Origin of the sequence: Mycobacterium sp. 852002-53434_SCH5985345, assembly GCF_001667155.1 — a bacterium.
Classification (GTDB): domain Bacteria; phylum Actinomycetota; class Actinomycetes; order Mycobacteriales; family Mycobacteriaceae; genus Mycobacterium.
Map to the genome: position 1 here is coordinate 25,022 of NZ_LZIE01000053.1, position 25,176 is coordinate 50,197.

At 65.6% G+C, this 25,176-nt stretch carries 27 protein-coding genes and 1 tRNA gene; 13 read left to right on the forward strand and 15 right to left on the reverse strand.

Going from position 1 to position 25,176, the window contains the following annotated elements; all coding sequences use genetic code 11:
- The first annotated feature begins 1 nt into the window (after window position 1).
- Window positions 2-700 carry a DsbA family protein gene (locus tag A5756_RS11545; protein ID WP_066952231.1) on the forward strand — a complete coding sequence of 233 codons (699 nt, stop codon included), beginning with the start codon at window positions 2-4 and terminating at the stop codon, window positions 698-700.
- Here the strand turns inward: A5756_RS11545 and A5756_RS11550 are convergent.
- Window positions 697-1,971 (reverse strand): HNH endonuclease signature motif containing protein, encoded by a 1,275-nt coding sequence (locus A5756_RS11550; RefSeq protein WP_066952233.1) that lies wholly within the window; start codon window positions 1,969-1,971, stop codon window positions 697-699. The genes A5756_RS11545 and A5756_RS11550 overlap by 4 nt on opposite strands.
- A gap of 55 nt (window positions 1,972-2,026) precedes the next feature.
- Between A5756_RS11550 and A5756_RS11555 the strand changes: the two genes are divergently transcribed.
- The 3 genes from A5756_RS11555 to A5756_RS11565 are packed head-to-tail and all read left to right on the forward strand — an operon-like array spanning window position 2,027 to window position 3,893.
- On the forward strand, window positions 2,027-2,383 hold the full coding sequence (locus A5756_RS11555) for a DUF488 domain-containing protein (RefSeq protein WP_066952235.1): 357 nt from the start codon (window positions 2,027-2,029) through the stop codon (window positions 2,381-2,383).
- Between the two features lie 20 nt (window positions 2,384-2,403).
- Complete coding sequence (locus tag A5756_RS11560; protein WP_066952237.1) at window positions 2,404-3,279, forward strand: LLM class F420-dependent oxidoreductase; 876 nt, start codon at window positions 2,404-2,406, stop codon at window positions 3,277-3,279.
- A complete protein-coding gene (locus tag A5756_RS11565) occupies window positions 3,276-3,893 on the forward strand; it encodes a GNAT family N-acetyltransferase (RefSeq protein WP_066952647.1) in 618 nt (205 codons plus the stop codon). The genes A5756_RS11560 and A5756_RS11565 overlap by 4 nt, the downstream gene beginning before the upstream one ends.
- 1 nt (window position 3,894) lies before the next feature.
- Here the strand turns inward: A5756_RS11565 and crcB (A5756_RS11570) are convergent, their stop codons facing one another.
- Both crcB (A5756_RS11570) and crcB (A5756_RS11575) read right to left on the reverse strand, forming a co-directional pair.
- Window positions 3,895-4,278: a fluoride efflux transporter CrcB gene (gene crcB, locus A5756_RS11570; protein WP_066952239.1), complete on the reverse strand. Its 384-nt coding sequence runs from the start codon at window positions 4,276-4,278 to the stop codon at window positions 3,895-3,897.
- Window positions 4,275-4,670, reverse strand: coding sequence for a fluoride efflux transporter CrcB (gene crcB, locus A5756_RS11575; protein WP_066952241.1), 396 nt, complete (start codon window positions 4,668-4,670; stop codon window positions 4,275-4,277). Before crcB (A5756_RS11575) ends, crcB (A5756_RS11570) begins: the two co-directional genes overlap by 4 nt.
- A gap of 104 nt (window positions 4,671-4,774) precedes the next feature.
- Between crcB (A5756_RS11575) and pgm the strand changes: the two genes are divergently transcribed.
- The 3 genes from pgm to A5756_RS11590 all read left to right on the forward strand — a co-directional run bounded on the left by pgm (window position 4,775) and on the right by A5756_RS11590 (window position 7,794).
- Window positions 4,775-6,403, forward strand: coding sequence for a phosphoglucomutase (alpha-D-glucose-1,6-bisphosphate-dependent) (pgm, locus tag A5756_RS11580; RefSeq protein ID WP_066952243.1), 1,629 nt, complete (start codon window positions 4,775-4,777; stop codon window positions 6,401-6,403).
- 92 nt (window positions 6,404-6,495) lie between these two features.
- Window positions 6,496-7,665 (forward strand): MFS transporter, encoded by a 1,170-nt coding sequence (locus A5756_RS11585; RefSeq protein WP_066952245.1) that lies wholly within the window; start codon window positions 6,496-6,498, stop codon window positions 7,663-7,665.
- 53 nt (window positions 7,666-7,718) lie between these two features.
- Window positions 7,719-7,794: transfer RNA gene (locus A5756_RS11590), tRNA-Ala, on the forward strand.
- 90 nt (window positions 7,795-7,884) lie between these two features.
- On the opposite strand, the gene A5756_RS11595 is transcribed toward A5756_RS11590, so the two are convergent.
- The 3 genes from A5756_RS11595 to A5756_RS11605 all read right to left on the reverse strand — a co-directional run bounded on the left by A5756_RS11595 (window position 7,885) and on the right by A5756_RS11605 (window position 10,259).
- Window positions 7,885-8,547 (reverse strand): NAD(P)-dependent oxidoreductase, encoded by a 663-nt coding sequence (locus tag A5756_RS11595; RefSeq protein ID WP_066952247.1) that lies wholly within the window; start codon window positions 8,545-8,547, stop codon window positions 7,885-7,887.
- 119 nt (window positions 8,548-8,666) lie between these two features.
- On the reverse strand, window positions 8,667-9,134 hold the full coding sequence (locus A5756_RS11600) for a MarR family winged helix-turn-helix transcriptional regulator (RefSeq protein WP_066952650.1): 468 nt from the start codon (window positions 9,132-9,134) through the stop codon (window positions 8,667-8,669).
- Window positions 9,135-9,455: 321 nt separating this feature from the next.
- Window positions 9,456-10,259, reverse strand: coding sequence for a DUF1906 domain-containing protein (locus tag A5756_RS11605; RefSeq protein ID WP_066952249.1), 804 nt, complete (start codon window positions 10,257-10,259; stop codon window positions 9,456-9,458).
- A gap of 252 nt (window positions 10,260-10,511) precedes the next feature.
- On the opposite strand from A5756_RS11605, the gene A5756_RS11610 reads away from it, so the two are divergent.
- From A5756_RS11610 to A5756_RS11620, 3 genes are read left to right on the forward strand one after another with little or no spacing between them, the layout of a single operon-like run.
- On the forward strand, window positions 10,512-11,477 hold the full coding sequence (locus A5756_RS11610) for a metal-dependent hydrolase (RefSeq protein ID WP_066952251.1): 966 nt from the start codon (window positions 10,512-10,514) through the stop codon (window positions 11,475-11,477).
- Window positions 11,474-11,662 carry a ferredoxin gene (locus A5756_RS11615; RefSeq protein WP_066952253.1) on the forward strand — a complete coding sequence of 63 codons (189 nt, stop codon included), beginning with the start codon at window positions 11,474-11,476 and terminating at the stop codon, window positions 11,660-11,662. The genes A5756_RS11610 and A5756_RS11615 overlap by 4 nt, the downstream gene beginning before the upstream one ends.
- A 3-nt stretch (window positions 11,663-11,665) precedes the next feature.
- Complete coding sequence (locus tag A5756_RS11620; protein ID WP_066952255.1) at window positions 11,666-12,880, forward strand: NAD(P)/FAD-dependent oxidoreductase; 1,215 nt, start codon at window positions 11,666-11,668, stop codon at window positions 12,878-12,880.
- A gap of 40 nt (window positions 12,881-12,920) precedes the next feature.
- Here the strand turns inward: A5756_RS11620 and A5756_RS11625 are convergent, their stop codons facing one another.
- A complete protein-coding gene (locus tag A5756_RS11625) occupies window positions 12,921-13,862 on the reverse strand; it encodes an NADP-dependent oxidoreductase (RefSeq protein ID WP_066952652.1) in 942 nt (313 codons plus the stop codon).
- 135 nt (window positions 13,863-13,997) lie between these two features.
- On the opposite strand from A5756_RS11625, the gene A5756_RS11630 reads away from it, so the two are divergent.
- Window positions 13,998-14,483: a MarR family winged helix-turn-helix transcriptional regulator gene (locus A5756_RS11630; RefSeq protein ID WP_066952257.1), complete on the forward strand. Its 486-nt coding sequence runs from the start codon at window positions 13,998-14,000 to the stop codon at window positions 14,481-14,483.
- 2 nt (window positions 14,484-14,485) lie between these two features.
- Here A5756_RS11630 and A5756_RS11635 read toward each other — a convergent pair whose 3' ends face one another.
- Window positions 14,486-14,776 (reverse strand): hypothetical protein, encoded by a 291-nt coding sequence (locus A5756_RS11635; protein ID WP_156659456.1) that lies wholly within the window; start codon window positions 14,774-14,776, stop codon window positions 14,486-14,488.
- Window positions 14,777-15,040: 264 nt separating this feature from the next.
- Here A5756_RS11635 and A5756_RS11640 point away from each other — a divergent pair, with 264 nt between their 5' ends.
- On the forward strand, window positions 15,041-15,235 hold the full coding sequence (locus tag A5756_RS11640; RefSeq protein WP_066952261.1) for a long chain fatty acid-CoA synthetase Faa4p: 195 nt from the start codon (window positions 15,041-15,043) through the stop codon (window positions 15,233-15,235).
- Between the two features lie 344 nt (window positions 15,236-15,579).
- The gene (locus A5756_RS11645; protein WP_066952263.1) at window positions 15,580-16,320 is read left to right on the forward strand and encodes an SDR family NAD(P)-dependent oxidoreductase; all 741 of its coding nucleotides are present in this window, start codon (window positions 15,580-15,582) and stop codon (window positions 16,318-16,320) included.
- Here A5756_RS11645 and A5756_RS11650 read toward each other — a convergent pair.
- From A5756_RS11650 to A5756_RS11675, 7 genes are all read right to left on the reverse strand, one after another.
- Entirely contained in the window at window positions 16,317-19,145 is a 2,829-nt protein-coding gene (locus A5756_RS11650; protein WP_066952265.1) for an RND family transporter, read from the reverse strand. The genes A5756_RS11645 and A5756_RS11650 overlap by 4 nt on opposite strands.
- Window positions 19,142-19,540, reverse strand: coding sequence for an MmpS family transport accessory protein (locus A5756_RS11655; RefSeq protein WP_066952267.1), 399 nt, complete (start codon window positions 19,538-19,540; stop codon window positions 19,142-19,144). Before A5756_RS11655 ends, A5756_RS11650 begins: the two co-directional genes overlap by 4 nt.
- A 219-nt stretch (window positions 19,541-19,759) precedes the next feature.
- Window positions 19,760-20,197 carry a hypothetical protein gene (locus A5756_RS11660; RefSeq protein WP_369828621.1) on the reverse strand — a complete coding sequence of 146 codons (438 nt, stop codon included), beginning with the start codon at window positions 20,195-20,197 and terminating at the stop codon, window positions 19,760-19,762.
- Window positions 20,198-20,212: 15 nt separating this feature from the next.
- Window positions 20,213-20,389 carry a hypothetical protein gene (locus tag A5756_RS26240; RefSeq protein WP_197505506.1) on the reverse strand — a complete coding sequence of 59 codons (177 nt, stop codon included), beginning with the start codon at window positions 20,387-20,389 and terminating at the stop codon, window positions 20,213-20,215.
- 25 nt (window positions 20,390-20,414) lie between these two features.
- Window positions 20,415-21,872, reverse strand: coding sequence for a hypothetical protein (locus A5756_RS11665; protein WP_066952269.1), 1,458 nt, complete (start codon window positions 21,870-21,872; stop codon window positions 20,415-20,417).
- Between the two features lie 173 nt (window positions 21,873-22,045).
- Window positions 22,046-22,663 (reverse strand): hypothetical protein, encoded by a 618-nt coding sequence (locus A5756_RS11670; protein ID WP_066952271.1) that lies wholly within the window; start codon window positions 22,661-22,663, stop codon window positions 22,046-22,048.
- A 43-nt stretch (window positions 22,664-22,706) separates the two neighbouring features.
- Complete coding sequence (locus tag A5756_RS11675; protein ID WP_066952656.1) at window positions 22,707-25,142, reverse strand: glycogen/starch/alpha-glucan phosphorylase; 2,436 nt, start codon at window positions 25,140-25,142, stop codon at window positions 22,707-22,709.
- Window positions 25,143-25,176 lie beyond the last annotated feature (34 nt).

The following is a 25,176-nucleotide window of genomic DNA, read 5'->3' on the forward strand; positions in this document are numbered from 1 at the left end:
GATGAGCATTGTGGTGGACTTCCATTTCGACCCGATGTGCCCTTTCGCCTACCAGACCTCGTTGTGGATCCGCGACGTTCGCGAGCAACTGGGCATCACCGTCGACTGGCGATTCTTCAGCCTCGAGGAGGTCAACCGGTCAGAGGGCCAGAAGCACCCGTGGGAGCGGGAGTGGTCGTATGGATGGTCTTTGATGCGCATCGGGGCGCTACTGCGCCGAACGGACATGTCGCTGCTGGATCGCTGGTACGCCGCCATCGGACATGAACTGCACACGCTAGGCGGCAAGCCGCACGATCCCGCGGTTGCCCGGCGCTTGCTGAGTGACATCGGCGCCGAGGCGTCGGTTTTCGATGCGGCGTTGAGCGATCCGACAACCCACGACGAGATACACCGCGACCATCAACGGGTGATCGATGCCGGCGGCTACGGGGTGCCGACCCTGTTCCTGTTGGGACAGTGCCTCTTTGGTCCGGTCCTGGTGGATCCGCCAACCGGGCCGAAAGCCCTGACGCTGTGGAATGTCGTCACCGGCATGGCCGAGTTGCCCCACGTCTACGAGCTGCAGCGGCCCAAGTCCGCGGCCGATGTCGACCTGATCGGTCGAAGTCTGCGTCCCTACCTCGATGGGCGCGACTGGGTCAGCATCAATCGCGGTGAAGTCGTCGACGTCTCGCGGTTCACCGACCAAGGGACCTAGGCCGCATGCCGCGCGAGTGACACTCCGATGCGGATTTCCACCTTGCTGACCGTGATCGCGGGGGCGCGCGGCGGGGCCGTCGATCGGTAGCTCTTGCCGGTCGGCGTCGTGAATAGTGCTCTATGGGTGTGGTTTTCGTCGACACCGGTGCTGACCCGCCAGCCCGCGGCTTCCTTTGTGTAGTTGCAGCTTTCGCACAGACCCAGACCGTTGTCCGCGGTGGTCGGGCCGCCGTCGGCCCACGGCTGTGCGTGGTCGCGGTGCCTGATCGGCGCGCCGCAGTACGGTGTGCGGCAACGCTGATCGCGCAGCCCGATGAAAGTGGCCAGCCCGCGGGGAAAGATGCGTGCCCGCGACTCCATCGCCACCAGCGCTCCGGCCCGGGGGTGCGTATAAAGCCTGCGCAGCGTCGCGCGCGAACGTCGGTCGGTGACAGCGCTGCTGACCATCGCGCGCGCGACCGCCGCGGGGATGGGACCGTAGCCGGAGATGTCGGCCGGCGCATCGTCACCGCCGAGCAGCGTCTCGTCCGATAGCACCAAGTTGACCGCGATCGGAGTCGGGACCGTGGCGCTGCGGCCGGTGACCCTTTCGACCAAGGTGTCTGCCATCACCTGTCCGCGTGAGCGCCCATCACCGCGGGCATCCGCTTCGCGCCGCAGCGCGGCGTACACCGAAACGCCCTGGGCCACAGGGAGTAACGCGGTGAGGTACGTCATCGTGTCGGGCGCCGGCCGAATGATGACCGTGCGTTCCTGCTCGGCCTTGGCCGCCCGCTCGACGACGGCGTGGGGATCCAGCCGGTAGGCGATTGCTTTCGCGGTCGCGGCCACTCGCGCGTCGCCCATGCCGGCCAGGCTCGCCGGGTCGGCGCACAACTCCGCGTCCAATGCGCGGCGGTCGTCGACGTCCAGGCAGGCGCTCTCTCGCACGATCAGCGTCGCGCGCCACTCCGACAGCGCCCCGCATTCCAGCGCCGCCAGGGTGTGCGGCATCTCGTAGACGAGGGCCTTGGCGAAGCCGAGATGCCGGCCGCCCCGCGCGGGGGAATCGCGCCGCGCCAGTGCGACCTCACCGGCCACGCCGCGTCCTCGCCGCGCGGCGGGCACCCCTGCCGCCGCTTCGGAGGCACGACGGGCCGCGTCCAGGGCGGCAGCCGCTCGGGCCTGTTCCGCGGCGGCCGCGCATTTGACCGTCTCCAGCTCCGCGATGCGCTCTATCAGCGCCGATTCGTCGGCCGGCGGGTCACCTTCCGCCAATTCTTCGAACATAAGTTCGATAATAAATGGGGTCACTGACAACGCGTGCGTGGCTACGCTGGCGAGTATGAGCGCCAAGAGTCGGATCCGGGTGGCGCGAGTCTACGAAGACGTCACCCCAGACGAGGGTCAGCGCGTGCTGGTCGACAGAGTCTGGCCGCGCGGAGTGCGCAAGGAGGACCCGCGGGTGGGTATCTGGTGCAAGGAGGTCGCACCTTCGAAGGACCTGCGCGAGTGGTATCAGCACCGGCCCGAACGATTCGACGAATTCGCCTCGCGGTACAGGGCGGAACTGCGGGGTAACGCGGCGCTGGAGGAGCTGCGGAGGCTTACCGGGCGCGGTGTTCTCACCCTGGTGACCGCGACCCGCGATACGGACATCAGCCAGGCGGCCGTTCTCGCGGAGCTGCTGAAAAGCCGCTGAACGCGTGAGACGATCGGGCGATGCGGCTGGGATTGCACGCCCTGGGAATCGGTGCCGGCGCCGACCGCGCGGTGATCGATGCCGTCGCGTCAGCGGCGGACGACTGCGGCTTCGCCACGCTGTGGGTCGGCGAACACGTCGTCATGGTCGACCGGCCCGCCTCTCGCTATCCCTATTCGGATGACGGCGTCATCGCTGTTCCCGCACAAGCGGACTGGCTTGATCCGATGATCGCGCTGAGCTTCGCCGCCGCCGCCTCGTCTCGGATCGGACTGGCGACGGGCGTGCTCCTGCTGCCCGAACACAATCCGGTGGTGGTGGCCAAGCAGGCCGCCAGCCTGGATCGGCTCAGCGGCGGACGGTTGGCATTGGGCATCGGTGTCGGGTGGTCGAAGGAGGAATTCGCCGCGCTTTCAGTGCCTTTCGCCCATCGCGGAGCGCGGACCGCCGAATACGTTGCGGCGATGCGCGCGTTATGGCGTGACGACGTCGCTTCGTTCGACGGTGATTTCGTCTGCTTCGATGCCATTCGTGTCAACCCCAAGCCGGTGCACGATCGTCGGATCCCGATCGTGGTTGGGGGCAATAGCGATTCGGCGCTGCGCCGGGTGGCGACGTGGGGAGACGGCTGGTACGGGTTCAACATCGACGGCGTCGGGGCCGTCCGGGACCGCATCGCCAAACTGGAGCAGCTGTGTGCCGAGGCGGGGCGGGATCATGGGCAGCTGCGGCTGGCGGTGGCGCTGCGCGATCCGGGCGTTGCTGATATCGGCGCCCTCGCCGAGTTGGGCGTTGACGAATTGGTTCTCGTCGCAGCGCCGCCGGACCGGCCCGATGCGGCTGCCGAATGGGTCTCGGAGCTGGCAGAGCAGTGGACGATGGCGGCACCGGCATGAGCGAGGCGGATCCCCTACTGCCGCGGGAATTGACCGACATCCCCGACGAGGTGCGCGCCGTCCCGCCGCCGCCGATACCCACATTGCCCGAGCCGTACGGTTTGCGTCTCGTCGACCCGGACGCCGACGCCGAGATGATCGCCGAGTGGATGAACCGGCCGCACCTGGTGGAAGCGTGGGAGTCCGCGTGGCCGATGACGCGCTGGCGTAATTATCTGCGGGCGCAGCTCCGAGGCGGCTTCTCCCGCCCACTCATCGCGACGCTCGATGGAACGGACCGCGCTTACATCGAATTGTACCGAGCGGCAAAGGATTCCATCGCCACTCGGTACGATTACGATGCGCACGATCTGGGTCTGCATGTCGCGGTGGCCGATTTGGATTACATCAAGCGGGGACACGTCAGTTACCTGCTGCCGCATTTGGTGGGCAGCATCTTGGGCCTTGATCCGCGATGTCGGCGCATCATGTTCGATCCCGACCACCGCAATGTCTTGGCGCGCAAATTCTGCGAGCGGGGCGGCTGCGCATTCCTCGGCGAGCACGACATGTCGAACCGGCGGATGGCGCTCTATGTGCTGCCCCGGACGCCCGACGACGTTCCCCAGGGGTGACTCAAAGCCGCTCGGCAATCGACTGCGCGAGGAGCGCCGCCGCCTCACCCAGCACGACGCTGACGACGATGTTGGCGAACGCCGCGCGCACCTGTCGCTCCTCGCCGAGCCGCTGAGTTTCCAGCATCCAGGTGGAAAACGTGGTGTAGGCGCCGACGAAGGCGGTGCCGGCCAACAGGGCCGCCTCCTTGCTCAGCACCAGGCCGCCGAGAAATCCGAGCAGCGCGGCGCCGCTGATGTTCACGACCAGCGTGCCGAACGGAAAGGATTGGGCGACCCGGCGGGCCACCGCGCGGTCGACCGCAAAGCGCAGCACCGACCCGACGCCGCCGATCAGCGCGACCCCAGCCCATACCGCAGCCGTCGTGACCGCGCCCGCCGTCATCCGCGGATCCGTACCCGGCGCACCAATTTGGTGGCCAAGTGCACCGCCAGCAAGCCCAAGGTGATGCTGGTGAGGGTGTAGCCCGCGGCCAGCGTCCAATGGCCGTGCTCGATCATCCTCAGCGTCTCGACCTGCATCGTGGAGAACGTGGTGAGCCCGCCGCACAATCCGGTGCCCAGCAGGGGGCGCCGGTAACTCGACAGCGGCAATCGCTCGAGCAGTCGGGTGGTGAAGTACCCCAGCAGGAAGGCGCCAACGATGTTCACCGTGAACGTCGGCCACGGCCATTTCGCTGGATCACCCGCGGCGAGCGTGCCCAGGCCGGCCCGGGCGAGGGAACCCAGCGCCCCGCCGGCGAAAACCGCGGCCAACTCGCGATAGTCGTGTGCCACGCGCGATCCCTTCCCCTTGCCAGGACTTACCGGTAAGTGAATCCGGGACGTCAGAAAAGTACCTGACAAGTCAGCGAGGTGCGCCACGGGCAGAATTGAGAACCATGGCCCACCCCCGCGCCGGTCAGCCGGCCCAGCCCGAAGATCTTGTCGATTTGCCTCACCTGGTGACGGCCTACTACTCGATCCAGCCCGATGCCGACGACGTCGCACAGCAGGTGGTGTTCGGCACGTCAGGCCATCGCGGGTCCGCGCTCAACGGGGCGTTCAACGAGGCCCACATCCTCGCCATTACCCAAGCCATCGTCGAATACCGCACCGCCCACGGCACCACCGGACCGTTGTTCATCGGCCGTGACACGCATGGCCTTTCCGAGCCGGCCTGGGTGTCGGCGCTGGAGGTCCTCGCGGCCAATGATGTAGCGGCCGTCATCGACTCCCGCGATCGCTACACCCCGACACCGGCGATCAGCCACGCGATCCTCACCTACAACCGTGGCCGCAGCGAAGCGCTGGCCGACGGGATCGTCGTGACGCCGTCGCACAACCCGCCGTCGGACGGCGGCTTCAAGTACAACCCGCCCAACGGCGGCCCCGCGGATACCGACGCGACGAACGCAATTGCCAAGCGCGCCAACGAGATTCTGCGTGATGGTACCGGGGTGAAGCGGGTGCCGCTGGCCCGGGCGCTTCGGACCGTCCAGCGCCACGACTACCTCGGCAACTACGTCGACGACCTGCCCAACGTGGTCGACATCGATGCGATCCGCGCGGCCGGCGTGCGGATCGGGGCGGATCCGCTCGGCGGGGCGAGCGTCGACTACTGGGGTGAGATCGCGCAGCGGCACCGTCTGGACCTGACCGTGGTCAACCCGCTGGTGGATGCGACGTGGCGGTTCATGACGCTCGATCACGACGGCAAGATCCGGATGGACTGCAGTTCGCCCGACGCGATGGCCGGGCTCATCGCCAACCGCGACCGCTATCAGATCGCCACCGGCAACGACGCGGACTCGGACCGCCACGGCATCGTCACGCCCGACGAAGGGCTGCTCAACCCCAACCACTACCTGGCGGTGGCCATCGACTACCTGTACACGCACCGGCCGTCCTGGCCGGACGGCATCGCCGTCGGCAAGACGGCAGTCAGTTCTTCGATCATCGACCGGGTGGTCGCCGGCATCGGCCGCAAGCTCGTCGAGGTGCCCGTCGGGTTCAAGTGGTTTGTCGACGGCCTGATCGGCGGCACCATCGGGTTCGGCGGCGAGGAATCCGCGGGCGCGTCGTTCCTGCGGCGCGACGGCTCGGTGTGGACCACCGACAAGGACGGCATCATCCTCGCGCTGCTGGCCTCCGAGATCCTGGCCGTCACCGGGTCCACGCCGTCGCAGCGGTACCAGCAGCTGACCGCCGAATACGGCACACCCTTCTACGCGCGGGTCGACGCACCCGCAGACCGCGACCAAAAAGCCCGGCTGGCCAAGCTCTCGCCCGAGCAGGTGACCGCGACCGAGGTGGCCGGCGAGCCGATCACCGCGAAACTCACCGCCGCGCCCGGCAACGGCGCGGCGCTGGGCGGATTGAAGGTGACGACCGCCAACGCATGGTTTGCCGCGCGGCCGTCCGGCACCGAGGACGTGTACAAAATCTACGCGGAATCCTTCAATGGCCCCGAGCATTTGGCGGAGGTGCAGGAAGCCGCGCGCGAGGTGGTTAATAAAGTCATTGGGTGACTCTTTCCCCCAGGCTTACCCGTTCGCGAGAATGTGGTTCCCGTTCTCCGCGGCTGCCGCGCGAAGTCTGGATCCTGAGCTGGGCGAATGTCATGGTCGCGCTGGGCTATGGCGTCATCTCGCCGGCGATGCCCGCTTTCGCCCATACCTTCGGGGTCAGCATCAAGGCGGTGACTTTCTTGGTCACCGTCTTTTCGTTGAGCCGGTTGTGTTTTGCCCCGGTGAGCGGGGTGCTGGTGCAGCGGTTGGGCGAGCGCCGGATTTACATCGGTGGTTTGCTGATCGTGGCGTTGTCCACCATCGCGTGCGCGTATTCGCAGGCCTATTGGCAACTACTGGCTTTCCGGGCCATCAGCGGCATCGGCTCGACGATGTTTTACGTCTCGGCGTTGGGGCTGATGATCCACATCAGCCCGCCCGATGCGCGCGGACGGATCGCCGGGTTGTTCACCACGTCGTTCATGGTGGGCGCGGTCGGCGGCCCGGCCGTCGGCGGCCTGACCGCGGGGTGGGGGTTGACCGCGCCATTCATCGTGTACGGCGTCGCGATGCTGGGGGTTGCGGCGGTGTTGTTTTATGGCCTGCGGCATTCGGAGCTCGCCGCGCCCCGTCCGCCGACACGGTCCACGGTGACGATGCGCCAGGCGCTGCGATTCCGCGCCTATTGGGCGGCGCTGTTGGCCAATTTCGCGACCGGCTGGGCGGCGTTTGGGCTGCGCGTCGCGCTGGTGCCGCTGTTTCTCTCCGACGTCATGGGCGAAAGCGTCGGAATGATCGGGGTGGCACTGGCGGCCTTCGCGGCCGGCAACGCTGTGGCCGTCGTTCCCAGCGGCTACCTGTCCGACCGGATGGGACGGCGCACGTTGTTGATCATCGGCCTGGCGACGTCCGGCGTGGCGACCGCCGCACTGGGAGTCGTGTCGTCGTTGCCGGCGTTCATGGTCGCCGCGGCGGTATCCGGTGCGACCACAGGCGTTTTCATGTCGCCGATGCAGGCCGCGGTGGCGGACATTCTCGGCAGCGAGGCGCGCGCTGGAATGCCGGTGGCGGCGGTGCAGATGCTGTCCGATCTGGGTGCCATCGTCGGCTCCGTGACGGTCGGTTGGGCCGCCGAGGAATTGAGCTTCGGTTGGGGCTTCGGCATCAGCGGGATTGTCCTGGTGATCGCCGCAGCCGGTTGGATTCTGGCGCCGGAAACGCGGACGCTGATCCATCCGGAGCACGGCTTGGCGGAGCCCCAAGCGGACGGCGAGGCGGCCTGAACAGCAACTTTGAACCAGGGTGGCGGTTGGTGTAGCTTCGATTGGCACGACTTGGGGCTATGGCGCAGCTGGTAGCGCACCACACTGGCAGTGTGGGGGTCAGGGGTTCGAGTCCCCTTAGCTCCACCAAAAATTCGGTGGCAATCCCGTCCGCGCCCCGGGGTTTTTCAACGGCTGCTGGAAACCCGCCCGAGATGCCGCGCAAATGGCGGGGCCGTATCAGCCTCGGGTATTCCAGACAAGCGGCGCTTGGTGGATCCAGGTGCCGTTTTCGACGGTGTCAACCAGGAAAGCGGCGAGGTCGGCGCGGTTGATCCGGGTGCCGGGCTTTTCGGTGCCGGCCTCCGCGGCCCGCACGGGGCCGCGGGCCGGCTTGTCGGTGAGGGCGACTGCTCTGGCGAGAGTCCAGTCGGTCTCGGAGGCGCGCACGATCTTGTCGACGCCGTTGTGGTCGACGAAGCCGGCCTTGATGTTGGAGATGTTGATGAAGAACCTAGCCATCGGGTTGAGGCGAGCCCAGTCGTCGCCCGCGCCCATGGTGGAGTTGATGACGATCCGGTGGATGTTCTGCTCGCCCATCACGGTCAAGACGTTGCGGGTCGCGTCGGTCATGAACATTGGCGGGCTGACGGGCTTGGCCCAGGGATTGTCCGAGGCGCGCGAGTTGTTGAGAGTGCTGATCACCGCGTCGGTACCCTGGGCGGCCTTGCGGATGTCATCAATATTGGAGGGCGTGCCCGCGATGAGCTCCACGCCAGCCGGGGCGCAGACGGCGTCGGGGTTTCGCACCAGTGCACGAACGCGGTGACCGCGTGTGGCGGCGTGCGTGAGCACATGGACCCCGGTGCGACCGCTGCCTCCAAGGACAAGCAGATTCGTCATTGTTCTCCTGGAGTTCATAGTTGCAGTTACTTCGTGGGTCTATGACCGTGGCGATCAAGCTGGCGTCAGGTGTTCCAAGTGACTAGTGCCGGTTCCATATGCTCGTCTCAACGGGCGCGCTATCCGGTGGTGGCCTGCGCGAGCAGTGCGGCGTTTTCATTGAGTCGTTGAATGATCGGCCCGGCGACGTACATGGCAAGCCGTAGCGCCTCTTGATCGCTCTCAGAGAGCGTCGCCAAGAGGGCGGCGAGCTTCTCGCTGTCTTCGTTGCGTAGCCGGCGCAACAGATCTCGTGCACTCTCAGTGACATTGATGATGGTTGCGCGGCCGTCTGCTGGATCGGCCACGCGAGCCACCAAGTTGCGGCGGTCAAGGCGCTGGATCAACTGGGTCATTGCCGGCTGGCTCACGTGGATGGCCTCGGAAAGCGTAGTGAGCCGAGTTGGGCCTTCAAGGCTTAACGTGTGCAACACCTCCATCGCGGACACGCTGAGCTCGTCGCGATTGAGGAAGTGACGCATTGCCAGTAGCGCAGCCTGTCGGACGGCTTCGGCGATCCTGTCTATGCCGTCTTCCGACTTGGCCATACTTTGAATATACATCATAACACTATGTATTGGCTCGCGGTGCTATACGTCCTCTCGTCGTCGAGTGAGTCCTAGCGACTCGCGAAATCTGATGACACGGTCGGCCAGTCATGCGAACCTGCAGGTGAATTAAGTCGGTGCCACTAAACGCCGCGACATCTTCCAGGGCGGGCCCCGATCGCATCACCGCCGGGCCCGCGGTCCCCGTTAATTGCGTGCGTTATATATCGCGACCGCCTCTACATCACGAACTTTCCGGATGTCGGCGAGGCCAAGGCGATCGCCGCGTCGGCGAACTCCTCGTCTGTGGTCGGCGCGGGTTCACCGATGCAGGTTCCACTGGCCGCAATCCGCGGCGAGGACGTCGTTGACGTCGACTTGCAGCCCCCCGACTTCGGGACCTGGGTTCGACGGCGTGCTCACCACGCGTTGGTAGAGGACAGCGGCAGGGTCGACCTTGCCGCCCGACCACGCCTTGGTTTGCCAGGCCCACCGATGGCCGGGGGTGCGCGAATTGCCGATCACCCCGTCGGCGGCGGCCCACTGGCACACATCGATACCACCGTAGACGCCGGTGCGCTGCACTCCCAGCACCGAATTGATTCCGCGGAACCACTTGAGCGCCAGGTTGTTCCAGGTGTCGTGGTTGATGTCTTCGTCGATGCTGAAGAAGATCGGGGCGCTCTGGCCACCACCCGCCGCGGTATGCAGGCCCCAGGCGGTGCGCGCATCGGCCACGCCGCCCTCGAACCCACGCCTGAAGTCCGATGGTGCCGTCCCGCCCGGCTTTCCGTATTGGTAATTGCTGACGATCATCAGCCCACTAGCGGTCAGCTGCTCGGCGTAAGACCGCGTGATCGGCTTGGCGCCCATGGACGAGCCGGGACGCGATAGCGAGACGTAGTTGATCACCCCGGAGTACCCCGCAGCCCGGATGTGGTCGGCTGGAATCTGGCGCGTGGCGAAGTCGATCAGCCGGAGGGGGGCGGCAGCCCGCGCAGGGACGGCGACACTGGTCGACGCCGCGTACAACCCTGGCAGTGCCGCCATCGTGATGGCGTAGAGCAACACGTCGCGCCGGGGGAGAGGGCGCGACCGCTGCGCACTCGCCGACAAGTCCTGCATCGCGTGATGTTAAATTTGTGACTTTTGTCACCATAAGTGGCGCTTCGCAGTCGATCCGAATCGGTTTCTACGGTTCACCGTGTCGAGTCAATGGCGCCCGGGCAAGCCGACATCCGGCTCGGCAGCGAACTCTCAGAAACCTCGTACCGCCGGTACGCATAACCCGCCGCGCGCGTGGGTACGCGGCCGAGTGAACGGTTGTTCGCAGAGAATCGACGCCCGCATGGCCTGTAGGCGGGAGGGAGCTTCTGAATGCCCGAGGTCCAACTTCACCACGAGGGACACCCCATGTATCGCCGGATGGTCCGGTTCGATTGGTCGGAGACGCCGCTGCACTGGGTGCCCGACGATCCGTTCTCGACGCACATGATCAACGTCCTGCACCTGCTGCTGCCCGAGGGCGAGCGCCACTTCATCAAGGCCGTCCTCGAGGCGTCGTCGCTGGTCGATGACCCGGAGTTGGAGGCGGCGATCAAGCCGTTCATCCAGCAGGAGTCCTGGCATGCGTGGGCGCACCAGGTGGTGCTCGACCACCTCGCCGAGCAGGGCATCGACACCAAGCCGTACACCGATCGGCTCGGGAGGCTGTTGTCGATGACGCTGGGCGACCCGCCGAAGTGGTTTCCGCCGGCCATGAAGCGGTGGTGGCTGTATCGGCGGCTGGCCGACGTGGCCGCGCTGGAACATTACACCGCGATGTTGGGCCAGTGGGTGCTGACGAACCGAGGTCTGGACTACGCGAAGGCCGACCCCATGATGCTTGACCTGCTGCGTTGGCACGGCGCCGAGGAGGTCGAGCACCGCTCGCTGGTCTTCGACGTCTACCAGCACGTCTCCGGGAGCTACTTGATCAGGGCGTTCTCGATGCTGTTCGTCTCGCCGCTGTTCATCGGCTGGTGGGTCGCGGGGGCTCGTTACCTGATGGCCCAAGACCCCACCATCGACCGCAAGTGGCGCTTGCGGGACTGGCTCTGGGCCGCTCGCGAGTACCGGTTGCCTGGCCCTTGGAAGCTGATGGTGACGACGCCCATGAGGTACATGCGGCCCAGCCATCATCCGAACGAGGAGGCGTCCACGCAGATGGCGATCGACTACCTGGCGTATTCGCCGGTGGCCAAGGCCGCCCGGGAGCGGGCGCGATCCCAAGGAAAGTCGCCGGATCAAACTGACGGGATCGAGACGTCCGGCAACGGAGCGCGAAAGGCGAAGGTGCGATGAAGGTTTCGGTGGATCTCGACACCTGCGATGGCAACGGCGTGTGCATGAGCATCTGCCACGAGGTGTTCGACGTGCGCGAGGACGGTCTGCACGTGCTGCAGGACGAGCCGCCGGAGGAGCTGCGCCAGCAGTTGATCGGCGCCGAGGTGTCTTGTCCCACACAGGCGATCACGGTGAAGGGCTGAGCAATGCCGAGTCGCCAGCTGAAAGAAGTTGTCGTCGTCGGGGCGGGTGTCGCCGGGACGCGCGCGGCCGAGACGCTGCGGCAGGAAGGCTATGACGGTGCCCTGACGATCGTTGGTGCTGAGCGGCACGCCCCCTACCATCGCCCGCCGTTGTCGAAGAAGTTGTTGACCGGCAAAGTGCACCGGGCCGGCGTCGATCTGGCGCCGCAATTCGACATGGAAGCGCGGGTCTTGCGTGGCGCATCGGCCCTTAAGTTGGACATGTCCTCGCGCACCATTCACGTGCGCGACGACGGCGAAGAACTTGCCTTGCCGTTCGATGGGCTGGTGATCGCCAGCGGTGCGGTGCCACGCGAATGGCCGGGCGGTTCGGTTCCCGACGGGGTGCTGCTGCTGCGCACGGTGGAGGACTGCCTGGCAATCCGGGACCGGCTGGGTTCGCGGCCGCGGGTGGTGGTCGTCGGCGGCGGGTTCATCGGTGCCGAGGTCGCCGCGAGTTGCCGGTCAATGGATTTGGACGTGGTGCTGATCGAAAAGGCTAGCAGCCCAATGGTTTCCGCGCTGGGTGAGGAGCTGGCGTCGCGCTGGGCCGACCTGCACCGGCAACGCGGCGTGGACCTGCGGGTGGGCGTGGGCGTCGACGGATTCGTGGGCGACGGTCGGGTGGAGGGTGTTCGGCTCACCGACGGCTCGCAGGTTGCGGCCGACCTCGTCATCGTCGGACTCGGCGTCACCCCGGCCACCGACTGGCTGGACGGCTCCGGATTGCGCGTCGACGACGGGGTGATCTGTGACGCCTGCGGTGTCGCCGACGGCAGCACTGCGGACGTCCCGGTTGTTGCGGCCGGTGACGTCGCGCGCTGGTGGCACCCGCTGTACGAGCGGCACCTGCGTACCGAGCACTGGGAGGACGCCGGCCGCCAGGGTGCGGCCGCCGCCCGGACCCTGCTGGCCGGGCCGCAGGACGCTGAACCCAATGACGAGGCGCCGTACTTCTGGTCCGATCAATATGATGTCAAGCTGCAGATGCTGGGCGTGCCAACCGATTACGACTCCGTCGAAATCATCGAAGGCGATCCCCGCTCGTGGGAGTTCGTCGCCGCGTACGGGCGCGGCGGTCACACCATCGCGGTGCTCGGGACCGTCGCCGGCCGGGTTTATGCCTACCGCGATGCCATCGAGAAGCGAGCCGAGTTTCCGCCGAGCCGAGCGGGATAGCGAGGGCGGACATTCGCTATCGCGCCCGATCGGCCGAACCTCACAGCCCAGGAACCAGGATCGTCTTTCCCGGCAGGCGATTGGCGTCGGAGTCATCGTGCACGGCTGCCGCGTCGGTCAGCGAGCGGCGGTCGGCGACGTCGATCACCAGTTGTCCGGCGTCGACCCGGCTGACGAGTTCTCCCAGCTGCGCGGCGTCGCTGCGGACGAAAACGCGCTGCGCCCGCACCCGCCGCGCCGGGTCCTCCTCTCCCGACGTCATGGTGCCGAGATAAAACCCACCGTCGGCGACCAGACCGACGAGGGCCGCGGTCTGCTCCGGTGCGGTACTGACCAGATTCAGCACCACGTCGAAGGGCTGCCCGGCGACGGCGAGCGGGGTGGCCGCGTAGTCGATGTAGTCGATGATTTGGTCGGCCCCGTGGCGCCGCAGGCGGTTCTCGCTGCGGGCCGAGGCGGTCGCGGTGACGACGGCTCCGGCCTGCTTGGCCAGTTGAACCGCGTAGCCGCCGACCGCTCCACCCGCCCCGTTGACCAGCACCGACTGGCCCGCCCGGAGTTCGGCGATTTCGAGCAACGCCTGCCACGCGGTCAAGCCGACGGTCGGTAGCGCGGAGGCATCGGCCAGCGGCACCGACTTCGGCGCGGCGGTCAGCACCTCGGCCGGTGCGAGCGCGTACTCGGCGGCAGCGCCGGGGGCATCCAGCGGAAGCATCCCGACGACGGCGTCGCCAACCTTCCAGCCGGTCACCCCCTCGCCGAGCCCGGCGATGGTGCCGGCAACGTCGACGCCCGGGGTGTGCGGGAAGGAGATGGCGTACACCTCGGACAGGTAGCCGCCGCGGATGCCGGCATCGACGGGGTTGAACGAGGTGGCGGCCACCTGCACCAGGACCTGGCCCGGGCCGGGCACCGGCCGCTGAACCTCCTCATACCGCAGAACGTCGCTTCCGCCGTAACGGTGATACTGCACAGCCTTCATGATCTCCTCCATTCGTAGGTGCTTCGAGATCGAAGCAGTTGCAGTCGGCATAACTTGTTTCGAAGTCAAAGCGATTCCGGACGGAGGAGTGACAACGGCCACATTGCTTCAAGGTCGAAGCATTATGATCGCGGCATGACGGAGTCGCTCAAGCCCCAGCAGATGCGCACGTACTTCGCCCTTATGGAGGGAGTCAGCCTGCTGCAGTACGCCGTGCAACGACAGTTACGGGCCGAGGGCGATCTCAGCTATGTGCAGTTCGAGATCTTGGCGAAACTCGCCGATGCCCAGCGCCGGTTGACCATGACCGAGCTGGCCGACGGCGTGGTCTACAGCCGCAGCGGTCTGACCCATCAGGCGGGTCTGTTGGAGGATGCGGGCCTCATCGATCGCGGAGCCAGCGACGCTGACCAGCGCGCCACGGTCGTCCGCATCACGGAGGCCGGCCACGCGCGGCTCGCCAAAGTCCTACCGGGCCATATCGACGTTGTTCGCGACCTGCTATTCGATGCGCTTTCCGGCGAGGACGTGCGCGCGCTCGGCGACATCATGGGTCGCGCCCGGGATCACATGCGTGCTCGACCCGCGCGCTCGGCCGCCTCGCGCAAACGCCGGCGCTGATCTCATCCGACCTTCGTCCACGGTGTGCAGCCGTGGGTAATGAACTTCGCCACCGCGGGTGCCGAGAGGTCCGCTGTGACCGGGGTAGTTTGGATCCCGCTGTCGGAGTTGATCAGTCTTCCATCGCTGGTCCACGTGGTGAAGACACAGGCCGCTCGGTAGTCGCCGGGTTCGGCGTGGGCGACGTAGGTGCCATAGGGGAGTTGGGCGGGTACCGCGTAGGAGCCGGGCCCATAGCCGCCGTCCGCATGCGCCGACGGGGCGGCAAGACTGCCGATTATCAACGCGGACACGGCACTCGCCGCGAGTTCAGGCGCCTGGACCAGTCGCATAAGCACAAACATTAAGTGCCGGCGACGGCTTGGTGGAGAGTGCGCATCGGTTGCGTGCCAGTCTGACTGGCCGATTAGGTTTTCGTCTGAATGCGCATTACTCTTGCCCGCGGTTCTGATTGCGACTCTCCGAAAGCAGCCATGCCCATTCAGCCCACCCTGCTGCGCCGACAGTCACTGCGCAGCGCCCGTGCACATCGGGCCGCTCCCCGTGTGAAGTGCCCCATGGTCGGCCAGTGCTTCGATATCGAAATCACGCGTGACGCTGACGGGTGGATTATCCGGATTCCCGAGATCAGCAGGATCACGCGGACCGGCCGCCGGGGTGCGGTGGAACTGGCGGCGCGCGAATGCATTGCGACCTGGACCGGCATCCCCATCGGCTATGTCGCCGTTCATGTCATCAGCGAGACCGAATAGCGGCGGACCCGGCCCTGGCCTCATCTTGGCCAAGGTGTATCCCGCGCGTGATCGCGCCGCGACGGTGACGCACAACGCTCATCATCATGACGGTGCTCGCGGCAGTCGCCGCGTTGACGGTGGCGATGTGTGTCGGCTATTACTTCGGCCGACGCGCGGGGGCGAGGCCGCCAAGCTGGAGAAGGCGAACGAGCAGGGTGGCCCTGGGGCGGCTCGCGATCAGTCTGCTCGTGTTGTTAACCGCGCGCCGGGCAATGACCTTGTGGGGGCCAAGATTTGTTGCTCCCCTCGGGCTGCTGCGGGGTGGCGTTGCTCGGATGCGGTATTGAGCGAGACGGACTGATATGTCAACGCTGGAGGGCAAGGTCGCCCTGGTGACCGGAGCGTCGTCGGGCCTCGGCGCCGAGACGGCTCGGCTGTTCTCCCGCGAGGGCGCAACGGTTTTCGGTATTGGCCGCGATACCGCACGTTTGGCCGAGGTATTCGCCGACGGCCAAGATGGTTCCTACGCATCAGTCGACGTTTCCTCTGCGCAGGCCTGCCGCGACGCGGTCGAGCAGTGCGTGCGCGAGTTGGGCGGACTCGACGTCCTGGTCAACGTCGCCGGCCACCACCAGATGCGTCGGACGGAGTCAATGACCGATGAGGACTGGGCGCACGATCTTGCGGTGAATCTGAACGGGCCGTTCTACCTGTGCCGGGCCGCGCTGCCGCACCTGCTGGAGCGGGGCGGCAACATCGTCAACGTCGGCTCCATCGCCGGTGTCGAAGGCCAGGCGTACTCGGCGGGCTACTGCGCCGCCAAGCACGGCCTGATCGGACTTACCCGCGCCCTGGCGGTGGAGTACACCGCGGATCGCTTACGCGTCAACGCAATATGCCCGGGTGGGATGCTCACACCGCAGATCGAACATTTCAGTGCGCCGGACAATCCCAACTACGACCTGATCATGCGCACCGCCTCGCCACGCGGCATGATGCAGCCCCTCGATGTCGCGAACGTGATCGCCTTCCTGGCCAGCGATGCCGCCGCGGCCGTGCACGGCGCCGTCTATCGGGTCGACAACGGCAAGGGCGCCGGCTAGCGCGCGACCGCCGGACGGCTGCGGACCAGGGTTGGCCACCAGAACCACGGCCCAAGGATCCGCAGGATGCACGGCACGACGAACGAACGCACGATCAGGGTGTCGAGCAGCAGGCCGATGCACACGGTCGAACCCACCTGGCCGATCGTCCTGAGGTCGCTGGTGAGCATCGCCAGCATGGTGAAGGCGAAGACCAGACCCGCGGATGTCACCACCCCGCCCGTGCTGCCGAGCGCGCGGATCAGACCGGTGTGGATTCCGCCGTGCAGCTCCTCTTTGACCCTGTTGATCAGCAGCAGGTTGTAGTCCGACCCGACTGCCACCAGGATGATGAACGTCAGCGGTAGGACGAGCCAGTGCAGGTGCAGGCCGATCAGGTGCTGCCAGACAAGTATGGACAGGCCGAACGCGCCGGCGTAGGAGAAGGCCACGGTGCCCGGAATCACCAAGGCCGCCACCAGACTTCGCGTGATGAACATCATGATCAAGAAGATCAGCACGAAGGCGGCGATCGCCGCGATCATCAGGTCGGACATCGCGTATTCCTTGATGTCCTTGTCGTTGGCCCCCGAACCGCCGATGTAGATCCGCGCGCCGGCCAACGAGGTCTCTTTGAGGATCGTCTTTATCGCGTCGGGGAACTGTTCGACGTGCTCCACGCCTTCCGGGCCCATGGCGTCGCCCTCGTGGGTGACGATGAACCGGGCCGCCTTGCCATCCGGCGACATCATCAACTTCATCCCCGTCTTGACATCGTCGTTGTCGAAGCCCTCATGCGGGATGTAGAAGAAGTCGTCGCTGCGGGACTTGTCGAAGTCGTTGCCGACGTTGATCAGATCATCGAATGTCTGCTCGGTCTGGGTGGTCTGCAGATCGGCGGATCCGTAACTGTTGACCAACTTCGACTGCAGTGCCTCGGTATCGTCCGCGGTGGCTTTCAGTTGGGCGATGATCTGCGGGAAAGTCTTGTCCACCTCCTGCAGAGACACTTTCGCGTCCGCGATGTCGTCGGCCAACTTGTCGATTTGATCGATGGTCTCAAACAGGGAGCGGAACGTCCAGCAGATGGGGATGTCGAAACAGTGTCTCTCCCAATAGAAGTAGCTCTTGATCGGCCGGAAGAAATCGTCGACGTTCGAGACTTCGTCCCTGATGTCGTCGCTGACCCTTTGGAGGTCTTCGACGGTGAGTACCGTCTGGTGCAGTTCGTCGGACACCTTTTGGAAGAAGCCGACCTCTTTGCGTAAGACCGCGACGGAGTGCGCCTGAATCTCGGCTTGCGCGTCGGTGTTGGCGTTTTGCTCCCTGTTGAACGGGAGTTGTTGGCCGTTGCCGCTGCCCTGCGTGGTGAATAGGTACGGAATGCTGGCGTGCTCGAGCGCTCGGCCCAAGGGCCGCGTCATGCCTTGCACCATCGCCACACCGTGCAGGCGAATCAGGGCCCGCGCGACGCGGTCCAGCGAGATGAAGTCGGCCGAGTTGCGCATGTCGTGATCGGTTTCGACCATCAGCATCTCGGAGAACAGCTTGCTTTTGGGGAAGTGCCGATCCGCCGCTTGGAAGCCGAGATTGGCGGGTGCACTGGCCGGCTGGTATTGCCGATCGTCGTAGTTCTGCCGGTACGTCGGCACGAAGATCGCCCCGAGCATGACGACCGCGGAACTGGCCACCAGGATCGGCACCGGCCACCGCACCACGCTCGCCCCGATCCGCCTATACAGATATCCCTTGGCGTTGGTCCTCGGGTCGAACATCCCGAACAGGCTGCCGACGGTCAGCGCCGCCGGGCCCAGCGTCATCGCCGCCGCGATGGTGAACAGCATGGTGATCGCGACGGCCGGCCCCATGGTGTGGAAGTAGTTAAGGCGCGCGAACGTCAAGCAATAACATGCGCCCGCGATCGTCAGGCCGGAGCCGATGATGATGGGCGCGACACCCTGGTACGCGATGTAGAAACTGTCCTCCCGGCTTTCGCCCGCCTGTCGCGCTTCGTGATACCGGCCCATCAAGAAGATGCCGTAATCGGTTCCCGCTCCCAGAGTTAGCGCGATGACGATGTTCACCGCGAACGACGAGAGTTCGATGTACCCGAGGTGACCGAGCGTGGACACGATGCCCTTCGCGACGAGCATTTCGATGAGCACCCCGAGCAGCGGCACCAACAGGGTTGAAGGAGCGCGATACACCAGCAGCAGCATCACCACGATGAGGCAGATCGTCACGATCGTGACGTTGTTGAGGCTGGCATTTGCGATGGCCAGCGTGTCCGAGGCCAGCGGAGCCGCGCCGCTGACGTAGACCTTGAGGCCGGGCGGCGGCGGGTCATTCTTGATCATGTCGCGGACGGCGTCCACGGATTGGTTGGCTTGAATCTGGCCGATGTCGCCTGCGAGACGCAACAGCACGTAAGTGCACTTGCCGTCGACGCTCTGTGCTCCGGCAGCGGTGAACGGCTTGCCCCACAGGTCCATCACGTATTGCACGTGCCGGGTGTCGTGCTGGAGGCGGCGCATCAGATCGTCGTAGTACCGGTGGTCGGCGTCTCCCAGCTGTCGGTTCGCCTCGAACACCACCATGGTCAAGTTGGTCGAGTTGGATTCGTGAAATTTTTCGCCGATGTGCAGCAGCGCCCGTTGTGAGGGCGCGTAATGCGGGACCATCGGTCCGGCGAGTTCTTCAGCGACCCGTTCCACTTGGGGCATAAAGGTGTTCGTGCTGACCGCGAGCAGGCCCCAAAACAAGATGATCGGTATCGCGAAAGCCCGGACCATCCTGGGGATGAACGGGCGCTTGACCCGGGGCTCGTCGAAACGGTGCTCGCTCATGCCGACTTGACCCTGCACTCAACGTCGGCGTCCTGATGGTCGTCCGTCTGTTCATCACGGACCACGCCGTCCACGAGCATTCGGCAACCCACCTGACCGCCGCGGACATGCACCGAGATGCTGCCGGACGCTACCGAGAGCGTGGTCGTCTCCGTGTGGGACCACGGCAGAGTTGTGATTTCAACCTGATGCGGATGGCCGTCGATGTCGATGTAGACGAGTTTCCCGCCCTGCGCGGCGGAGCCGAACACCTCATAGGTGATCCGTTTGAGGTTGAACTGCTCGGGAGCCTGCGGGCCATTGACCGTGATGACCGGTTCGGGTTCCGAGAACTGGTGCACCTTGTGCATGCAGAGCAGACCGACACCGACCGCGACCACGGTGACCAACGGCATCCAGGCTCGCTGCAAGACAGTCCTGCTGACTGAACGAGGACTCACTCGTTCATCTCCCCGAACCCCTCCTGACCTTGTGTTCGTTCCGTCCCCGACCGCCGTGCGCATGCGGCAAGACCAGGTGATATATCAATCTGGTTGATATGCCACGGTAAAGAGACTACTGCAAGCGGACCGCGGGCGCGATCTCGGTGTGCCGGACCTCGTCATGCGGGGCCCTTACGACGCGGTGGGCGCGCTGCGCAGGCGCCTCTTCAACCGTGCGCTACCGAGCAGGCGAAGGGCCAGGTTCGTGGAGGTCAACATGGGGATCACCCCGAGAAATGTCCGCTCGGACGGCGTCGCTCCGTGTAGGTGGTAAAGGCTGCCGAATACGTAAAAGCAACCAAGCATGAACAACGCGCCGGGGATGCAGAGCGCCATGAAGGAACTGCGATCGGCGACGATTTGCTTCGCGTAATCCAATTCTTCCGCCGACATCGGTTCGCCTTTGCGCAGTTTGCGCACGACCTCTTTGGCGCTCCCGATTTCCTCGCTTATCGGGGTGGTTGGTCGCCTCTCCATCCGCCGGACGAACACGGTGGCGATGGCGGCCAGCGTCAACGCCAGCCCTAAAGCGACGACGGTCAGCAGACCGAACAAGCCCTCAGTCACCATCGAACTCCTTCTGTGTCACCGCTTCCGGGTGTTGACGACGTCGCGGACGATCAGGCCCAACAGGACGGCCAGACCGAGCGGCACCAGAACCTTGAAGACGATTGAGGCGTGCGAGTAGAGCAACGCGTAAGCGATTGCCCCGATCGCCGCCATGACGAGCAGGATGCCGCGGTTGATCTTGTCGGTACTCATCGGTGAAAACCTTACTTCTGGGGCATCAGAACCCGAAGTCGCCGCCGCTGGAGTCCGAACCGCCGCCGCCGAAATCGGAGCCGCCGAAGTCGGATCCGCCGCCGGAGTCCCAGCCGCCGCCGAAGTCCACGTCGCCACCGCCGGAGTACGAGCCGTCGTTGCCCGCGAAGCTGGTGTCGCCGCCGGAATCATAGCCCCCACCGAACCCGACGTCGCCTTGCTGACTGTCGTAGCCGGTGCTTTGGCCGCCGTCGTAGTTGGCGTCCGCATACGCCGAGTCGCGGCCGGCCTCGAAGCCGCGGTCGTAGCTGCCGCCCCAATGGTCGTCCAGCAGCGCATCCATCAGCAGGACGTCGGTGAGCGCCCAACCCCAACCCGCGCCCCAGAATGCGTACGGGTAATAGCCGGGGTAGAAGAACATTCCGTTGTAGTAGCCACCCCCGTAGTAGTGCGGATAGCCGGGCTGCGGGGTGGTGCTGTAGTTGTTGTTGTTGATCGTCACGTACTCGCCGGTGTCGGGATTCTTCGCCCGTACCGAGGCCTGCTTGCGCTCGTCCCCGGGCACCGAGTCGACAGCGCCAACATTGGGCGCGGGGCGTCCGAGCTTCTGGTATGCCCTGGCCACCGTGGACTCCACTACTCGCAGGTGCGCCCTCGCCGCGCCGTAGTCGCCTGTCTCGTAGGCCTTTCGGGCGTCGTAGAGGCTGGCGTTGGCCTTCGTCGACTCTGCGCTGACGTCCGTTTCGCTGTTGGTGAGCACCGCGTTGTCGATGTCGGCGACACCGGATTCGGCGGTGATCAATTCCTGTTTGATCTGCTCGCGCTCGTCTGCATCCTTGCGGCGCTTGCGATTTCGGCTGACAGCGAACGAGACCAAGGCGACCACGCTCAACGCGACGGCAATGAAGACAAGCATGGTCCACAACCACGCCCAGCGGTCGGGGTTCTTGTGCACGACGGGGGAGGTGGTGGCCGCCGGTCCTCCGGAGGACACGTCCAGCCTGGTCAATTTGCTGACGAATTCACTCGTCGCGCCCTGCGGGTCGTTGCGGTGGCCCCTGGCTGACTGGCTCATGAACGGGTCGACGCTGTCTGCGATCGCCTTGGGCACGTTGTAGGCCCGCACGTGGTAGCCCTTGGAGTCGATGACGAGAATGATCCCGCTGAATGCCGGATTGCGTCCCAGGATGACGTTGTGGATGGCGTCCGGGGTGGTCACCCCGGTCTGACTGGGCGCGACGGCCGCCACCCAGATCGGTGGCGTGGAGCTCCACGTCCAGCGGCTGGTGAGGATCTGGTCGTTCAGCCTGTCCGGGTCCCGCAACGGCGGATTCGCCCCCGGGTCGGCCACCACGTGGGTCTGGGCGTTGAACTTGCCCACCAGCTGATCTGTGTAGGTGTCCGCCGAGGCGGACGGCGCGAGCAGCACCGCCAGCATCGCGGTCAGTGGGGCCAGTAAAAGCCCACGGAATCGTCGGGTCACTTTCCTCCTGCCAGGGGTCACGGTGTCGATCCTTGCGGTGGACCTTGAAAACGTCCACTGTCGACCCCGGTGCACCCGTTTCGGGCCGATTCGCTGCCGGTGGCGCCACCGGTTGGTTGTCGACGGCGCGGACGGTTGACGGCCAGCGGAGTGCCGGATCTTCCCAGCTGTGACTAGGTCTGGCTTTGGTCGATGTACCCGCGGGGGAGCACCGAGAAGTCAACGCACGCCGCTGCCAGGACGTCGCCCAGGTGTGGACCGGCCGGCGCGGCGAGGGTGAGCATCGCACCCGCCGATGGTGCCTTCAGGGTCGCCACGTTGCGGTTGAACAGCAACTGGATGGCTTCGGATTCGATGTCGCTCCAACCGGTGTGAACGGTCATCAGGGTGAGGACGCCGAGCGCCTCGCCGGACGGCGACAATAAGCGATGATGCCAGGCGCCGTCGGCCTTGTGCCCGGTGTGCGGCCGCACCTCCGCCAGCACGGTGCCGCCACCATCTTCCAGTCGTGCCGCGCCGTCGGCGGGGACGATTTTTCCCACCGGGGTGCCGCGGTTGGTGATGGTGGTCGTTCCGGCCACCGCGATTCTGAGTTCATCACCGCTGGCAGCGGACAGTGTGTACTCGCCCTTGCCCCCGTTCTTAAAACCGAAGAGCACTGCGGCACCGCCCTTTTGCTGGGCGCGCGCCAGTTCGGTGCCATCGGGGGTCGCGAGCTCGACGCGCAACGCGTTAGATGTCGACCTCGTCAGCCGCGCGAGGACCACCGTTGCATCGCCCAGAATCGGCATGGCGAGATCGTAGGCCCGGGCGCGGCGATTATCAGCCGCTTTCTCACATCTTGACGGTGAGCGGCCACACGTTCCAGATGTCGTCGCAGTACTCGGTGATCGCGCGGTCGGATGAGAACTTGCCGCTACGGGCGGTATTCAGGATGGACATCTTTGTCCACGACTCCCTGTCCTGCCACGCGGCGCTCACCTGTTCCTGGCAGTTCACGTAGGCCGCATAGTCGGCGCACACCAGGAAGGGGTCGTCATGGCGCAGGTTGTCCACCAGGGGCCGGAACACCTCGGTGTCGCCGCGCGAGAACGTGCCGCCGGCAATCAGGTCGAGCACCGCACGCAGCTCGTCATTGCCCTCTATGTAGTCGCCAGGGCGGTATCCGCCCGCCTTAACCGACTCGACCTCCTGCTCGGTGAGCCCGAACAGGAAGAAATTCTCCGGGCCCACCTCGTCGCGCATCTCCACGTTCGCGCCGTCGAGCGTGCCGACGGTAAGGGCGCCGTTGATCATGAACTTCATGTTCCCGGTGCCGGACGCTTCCTTGCCCGCCGTGGAGATCTGCTCGGACAGGTCGGCGGCCGGGTAAATCATGTGGGCGTTCTGCACGTTGAAGTTCGGCACGAACGCCACCTTCAGGAACCGGTTGACGTCCGGGTCGGCGTTGACGGTTTCCCCAACGGCGTTGATCAACTTGATGATCCGCTTGGCCATGAAGTATCCGGGCGCGGCCTTGCCGCCGAAGATGAAGGCCCGCTGCGGAATCGACAGCCCCGGGTCCTGCTTGAGCCGGTGATACAGCGCCACGACGTGCAGCACGTTGAGATGCTGACGCTTGTACTCGTGGATGCGCTTGACCTGGACGTCGAACATCCAGTCGGGATTGAGCTCGACGCCGGCCACCGAGCGGATGTATTTGGCGAGGCGCGCTTTGTTGTTGCGTTTGATGTCGCGCCATTCGCGACGGAAAGCGGCGTCGTCGACGAATGGCTCGAGACCGCGCAGGCGCCCGAGATCGGTCAGCCAGCCGTCCCCGACGGTGCGGTCCAGCAGTTCGCGGAGCCCGGGATTGGCCAGCGCCAGGAAGCGGCGCGGCGTCACGCCGTTGGTCTTGTTGCTGAACCGCTCCGGCCACAGCTCGTAGAAGTCTTTGAGCACACTGCTTTTGAGCAACTCGGAGTGCAACGCGGCGACACCGTTGATGGCGTGGCTGCCGACGGTGGCCAGGTGCGCCATCCGGACGTTCTTGCCGCCGTTCTCGCCGATGAGCGACATCCGGCTGACCCGCGCCTCGTCGCCCGGGAAGCGCGCACGCACCTCGTCGAGGAATCGGCGGTTGATCTCGTAGATGATCTCGAGGTGGCGCGGCAGCGACTCGGCGAACAAATCCAGCGGCCAGGTCTCCAATGCCTCGGGCAGCAGGGTGTGGTTGGTGTAACCGAACGTCGCCACCGTGATTTCCCACGCCTCATCCCAGTCCAGCTGGCGTTCGTCGACCAGCAACCGCATGAGCTCGGCCACGCCGATCGATGGATGGGTGTCGTTGAGCTGCAAGGCAAACCGCTGGGGGAGCTCCTTGACGGAAACGTCGGCGAGATCGTCCATGATGTGCAGCACATGCTGCAGCGAGCAGGACACGAAGAAGTACTGCTGCAACAGGCGCAGCTGTTTACCCGCCTCCGGCTCGTCGTTCGGGTAGAGCACCTTGGTAACGGTCTCCGACATGACCTCGTCCTCGACCGCCCCGTAGTAATCGCCGGTGTTGAAGGCCTCCAAAGCGAACGACTTGACGGCCCGCGCGCTCCACAACGTCAGCACGTTGCACGTGTTGACGCCGTAACCCTGGATGGGCGTGTCATAGGCCACCCCTTTCAGCACCCGCCCCGGCACCCATTGGACGCGGTCGTGGCCGGCGTCATCCGTGTCGTGAGCGGCGTAGCCGCCCCACTTGACCACGTAGTTCACGTCGGGTTTCGCTATCTCCCAAGGGTTTCCGTGGTCCAGCCAGTTGTCGGTCTGCTCAACCTGCCAGCCGTCGTGGATCTCCTGATCGAAAATGCCGAACTCGTAACGGATTCCGTAGCCGATCGCCGGCCGCTCCAGGGTGGCCAGCGAGTCCAGGTAGCACGCGGCGAGCCGGCCGAGGCCGCCGTTGCCCAAGCCCGGCTCCTCTTCGCAGGCCAGGACCGTGTCCAGGTTCTGGCCCATCGCCGACAGTGCGTCACGGGCGGCCCGCTCCATGCCCAGATTCAGCAGGTTGTTGCCCAGCTGCGGGCCCATCAGGAATTCCGCCGACAGGTAGCAGGTCACCTTCCGGCCGAGATCGAGTGAGGTCTGCGTCGAGACCACGCGTCGGTCCTGCATCCGGTCGCGCACGGCCAGAGCGAGCGCCCGGTAGTAATGCTCGGGCCGCCGGGCCGCGGCCGGGCGGCCGATCGAGTAGCGCAGGTGGTCGTTGATGGCGCGCTGCAGCGCGGCCGCGCTCATCCCGGTGCGGGAGTGCTCAATCAGATCCGCCCGG

What these genes read in the sequence shown, in the direction of transcription:
- A5756_RS11545 (WP_066952231.1), top strand. Translation starts at nt 2, where the DNA reads ATGAGCATTGTGGTGGACTTCCATTTCGACCCGATGTGCCCTTTCGCC.
- A5756_RS11550 (WP_066952233.1), bottom strand. Translation starts at nt 1,971, where the DNA reads ATGTTCGAAGAATTGGCGGAAGGTGACCCGCCGGCCGACGAATCGGCG.
- A5756_RS11555 (WP_066952235.1), top strand. Translation starts at nt 2,027, where the DNA reads ATGAGCGCCAAGAGTCGGATCCGGGTGGCGCGAGTCTACGAAGACGTC.
- A5756_RS11560 (WP_066952237.1), top strand. Translation starts at nt 2,404, where the DNA reads ATGCGGCTGGGATTGCACGCCCTGGGAATCGGTGCCGGCGCCGACCGC.
- A5756_RS11565 (WP_066952647.1), top strand. Translation starts at nt 3,276, where the DNA reads ATGAGCGAGGCGGATCCCCTACTGCCGCGGGAATTGACCGACATCCCC.
- crcB (WP_066952239.1), bottom strand. Translation starts at nt 4,278, where the DNA reads ATGACGGCGGGCGCGGTCACGACGGCTGCGGTATGGGCTGGGGTCGCG.
- pgm (WP_066952243.1), top strand. Translation starts at nt 4,775, where the DNA reads ATGGCCCACCCCCGCGCCGGTCAGCCGGCCCAGCCCGAAGATCTTGTC.
- A5756_RS11585 (WP_066952245.1), top strand. Translation starts at nt 6,496, where the DNA reads ATGGTCGCGCTGGGCTATGGCGTCATCTCGCCGGCGATGCCCGCTTTC.
- A5756_RS11595 (WP_066952247.1), bottom strand. Translation starts at nt 8,547, where the DNA reads ATGACGAATCTGCTTGTCCTTGGAGGCAGCGGTCGCACCGGGGTCCAT.
- A5756_RS11600 (WP_066952650.1), bottom strand. Translation starts at nt 9,134, where the DNA reads ATGGCCAAGTCGGAAGACGGCATAGACAGGATCGCCGAAGCCGTCCGA.
- A5756_RS11605 (WP_066952249.1), bottom strand. Translation starts at nt 10,259, where the DNA reads ATGCAGGACTTGTCGGCGAGTGCGCAGCGGTCGCGCCCTCTCCCCCGG.
- A5756_RS11610 (WP_066952251.1), top strand. Translation starts at nt 10,512, where the DNA reads ATGCCCGAGGTCCAACTTCACCACGAGGGACACCCCATGTATCGCCGG.
- A5756_RS11615 (WP_066952253.1), top strand. Translation starts at nt 11,474, where the DNA reads ATGAAGGTTTCGGTGGATCTCGACACCTGCGATGGCAACGGCGTGTGC.
- A5756_RS11620 (WP_066952255.1), top strand. Translation starts at nt 11,666, where the DNA reads ATGCCGAGTCGCCAGCTGAAAGAAGTTGTCGTCGTCGGGGCGGGTGTC.
- A5756_RS11625 (WP_066952652.1), bottom strand. Translation starts at nt 13,862, where the DNA reads ATGAAGGCTGTGCAGTATCACCGTTACGGCGGAAGCGACGTTCTGCGG.
- A5756_RS11630 (WP_066952257.1), top strand. Translation starts at nt 13,998, where the DNA reads ATGACGGAGTCGCTCAAGCCCCAGCAGATGCGCACGTACTTCGCCCTT.
- A5756_RS11640 (WP_066952261.1), top strand. Translation starts at nt 15,041, where the DNA reads ATGGTCGGCCAGTGCTTCGATATCGAAATCACGCGTGACGCTGACGGG.
- A5756_RS11645 (WP_066952263.1), top strand. Translation starts at nt 15,580, where the DNA reads ATGTCAACGCTGGAGGGCAAGGTCGCCCTGGTGACCGGAGCGTCGTCG.
- A5756_RS11650 (WP_066952265.1), bottom strand. Translation starts at nt 19,145, where the DNA reads ATGAGCGAGCACCGTTTCGACGAGCCCCGGGTCAAGCGCCCGTTCATC.
- A5756_RS11655 (WP_066952267.1), bottom strand. Translation starts at nt 19,540, where the DNA reads ATGCCGTTGGTCACCGTGGTCGCGGTCGGTGTCGGTCTGCTCTGCATG.
- A5756_RS11660 (WP_369828621.1), bottom strand. Translation starts at nt 20,197, where the DNA reads ATGGTGACTGAGGGCTTGTTCGGTCTGCTGACCGTCGTCGCTTTAGGG.
- A5756_RS26240 (WP_197505506.1), bottom strand. Translation starts at nt 20,389, where the DNA reads ATGAGTACCGACAAGATCAACCGCGGCATCCTGCTCGTCATGGCGGCG.
- A5756_RS11670 (WP_066952271.1), bottom strand. Translation starts at nt 22,663, where the DNA reads ATGCCGATTCTGGGCGATGCAACGGTGGTCCTCGCGCGGCTGACGAGG.
- A5756_RS11675 (WP_066952656.1), bottom strand. Translation starts at nt 25,142, where the DNA reads ATGAGCGCGGCCGCGCTGCAGCGCGCCATCAACGACCACCTGCGCTAC.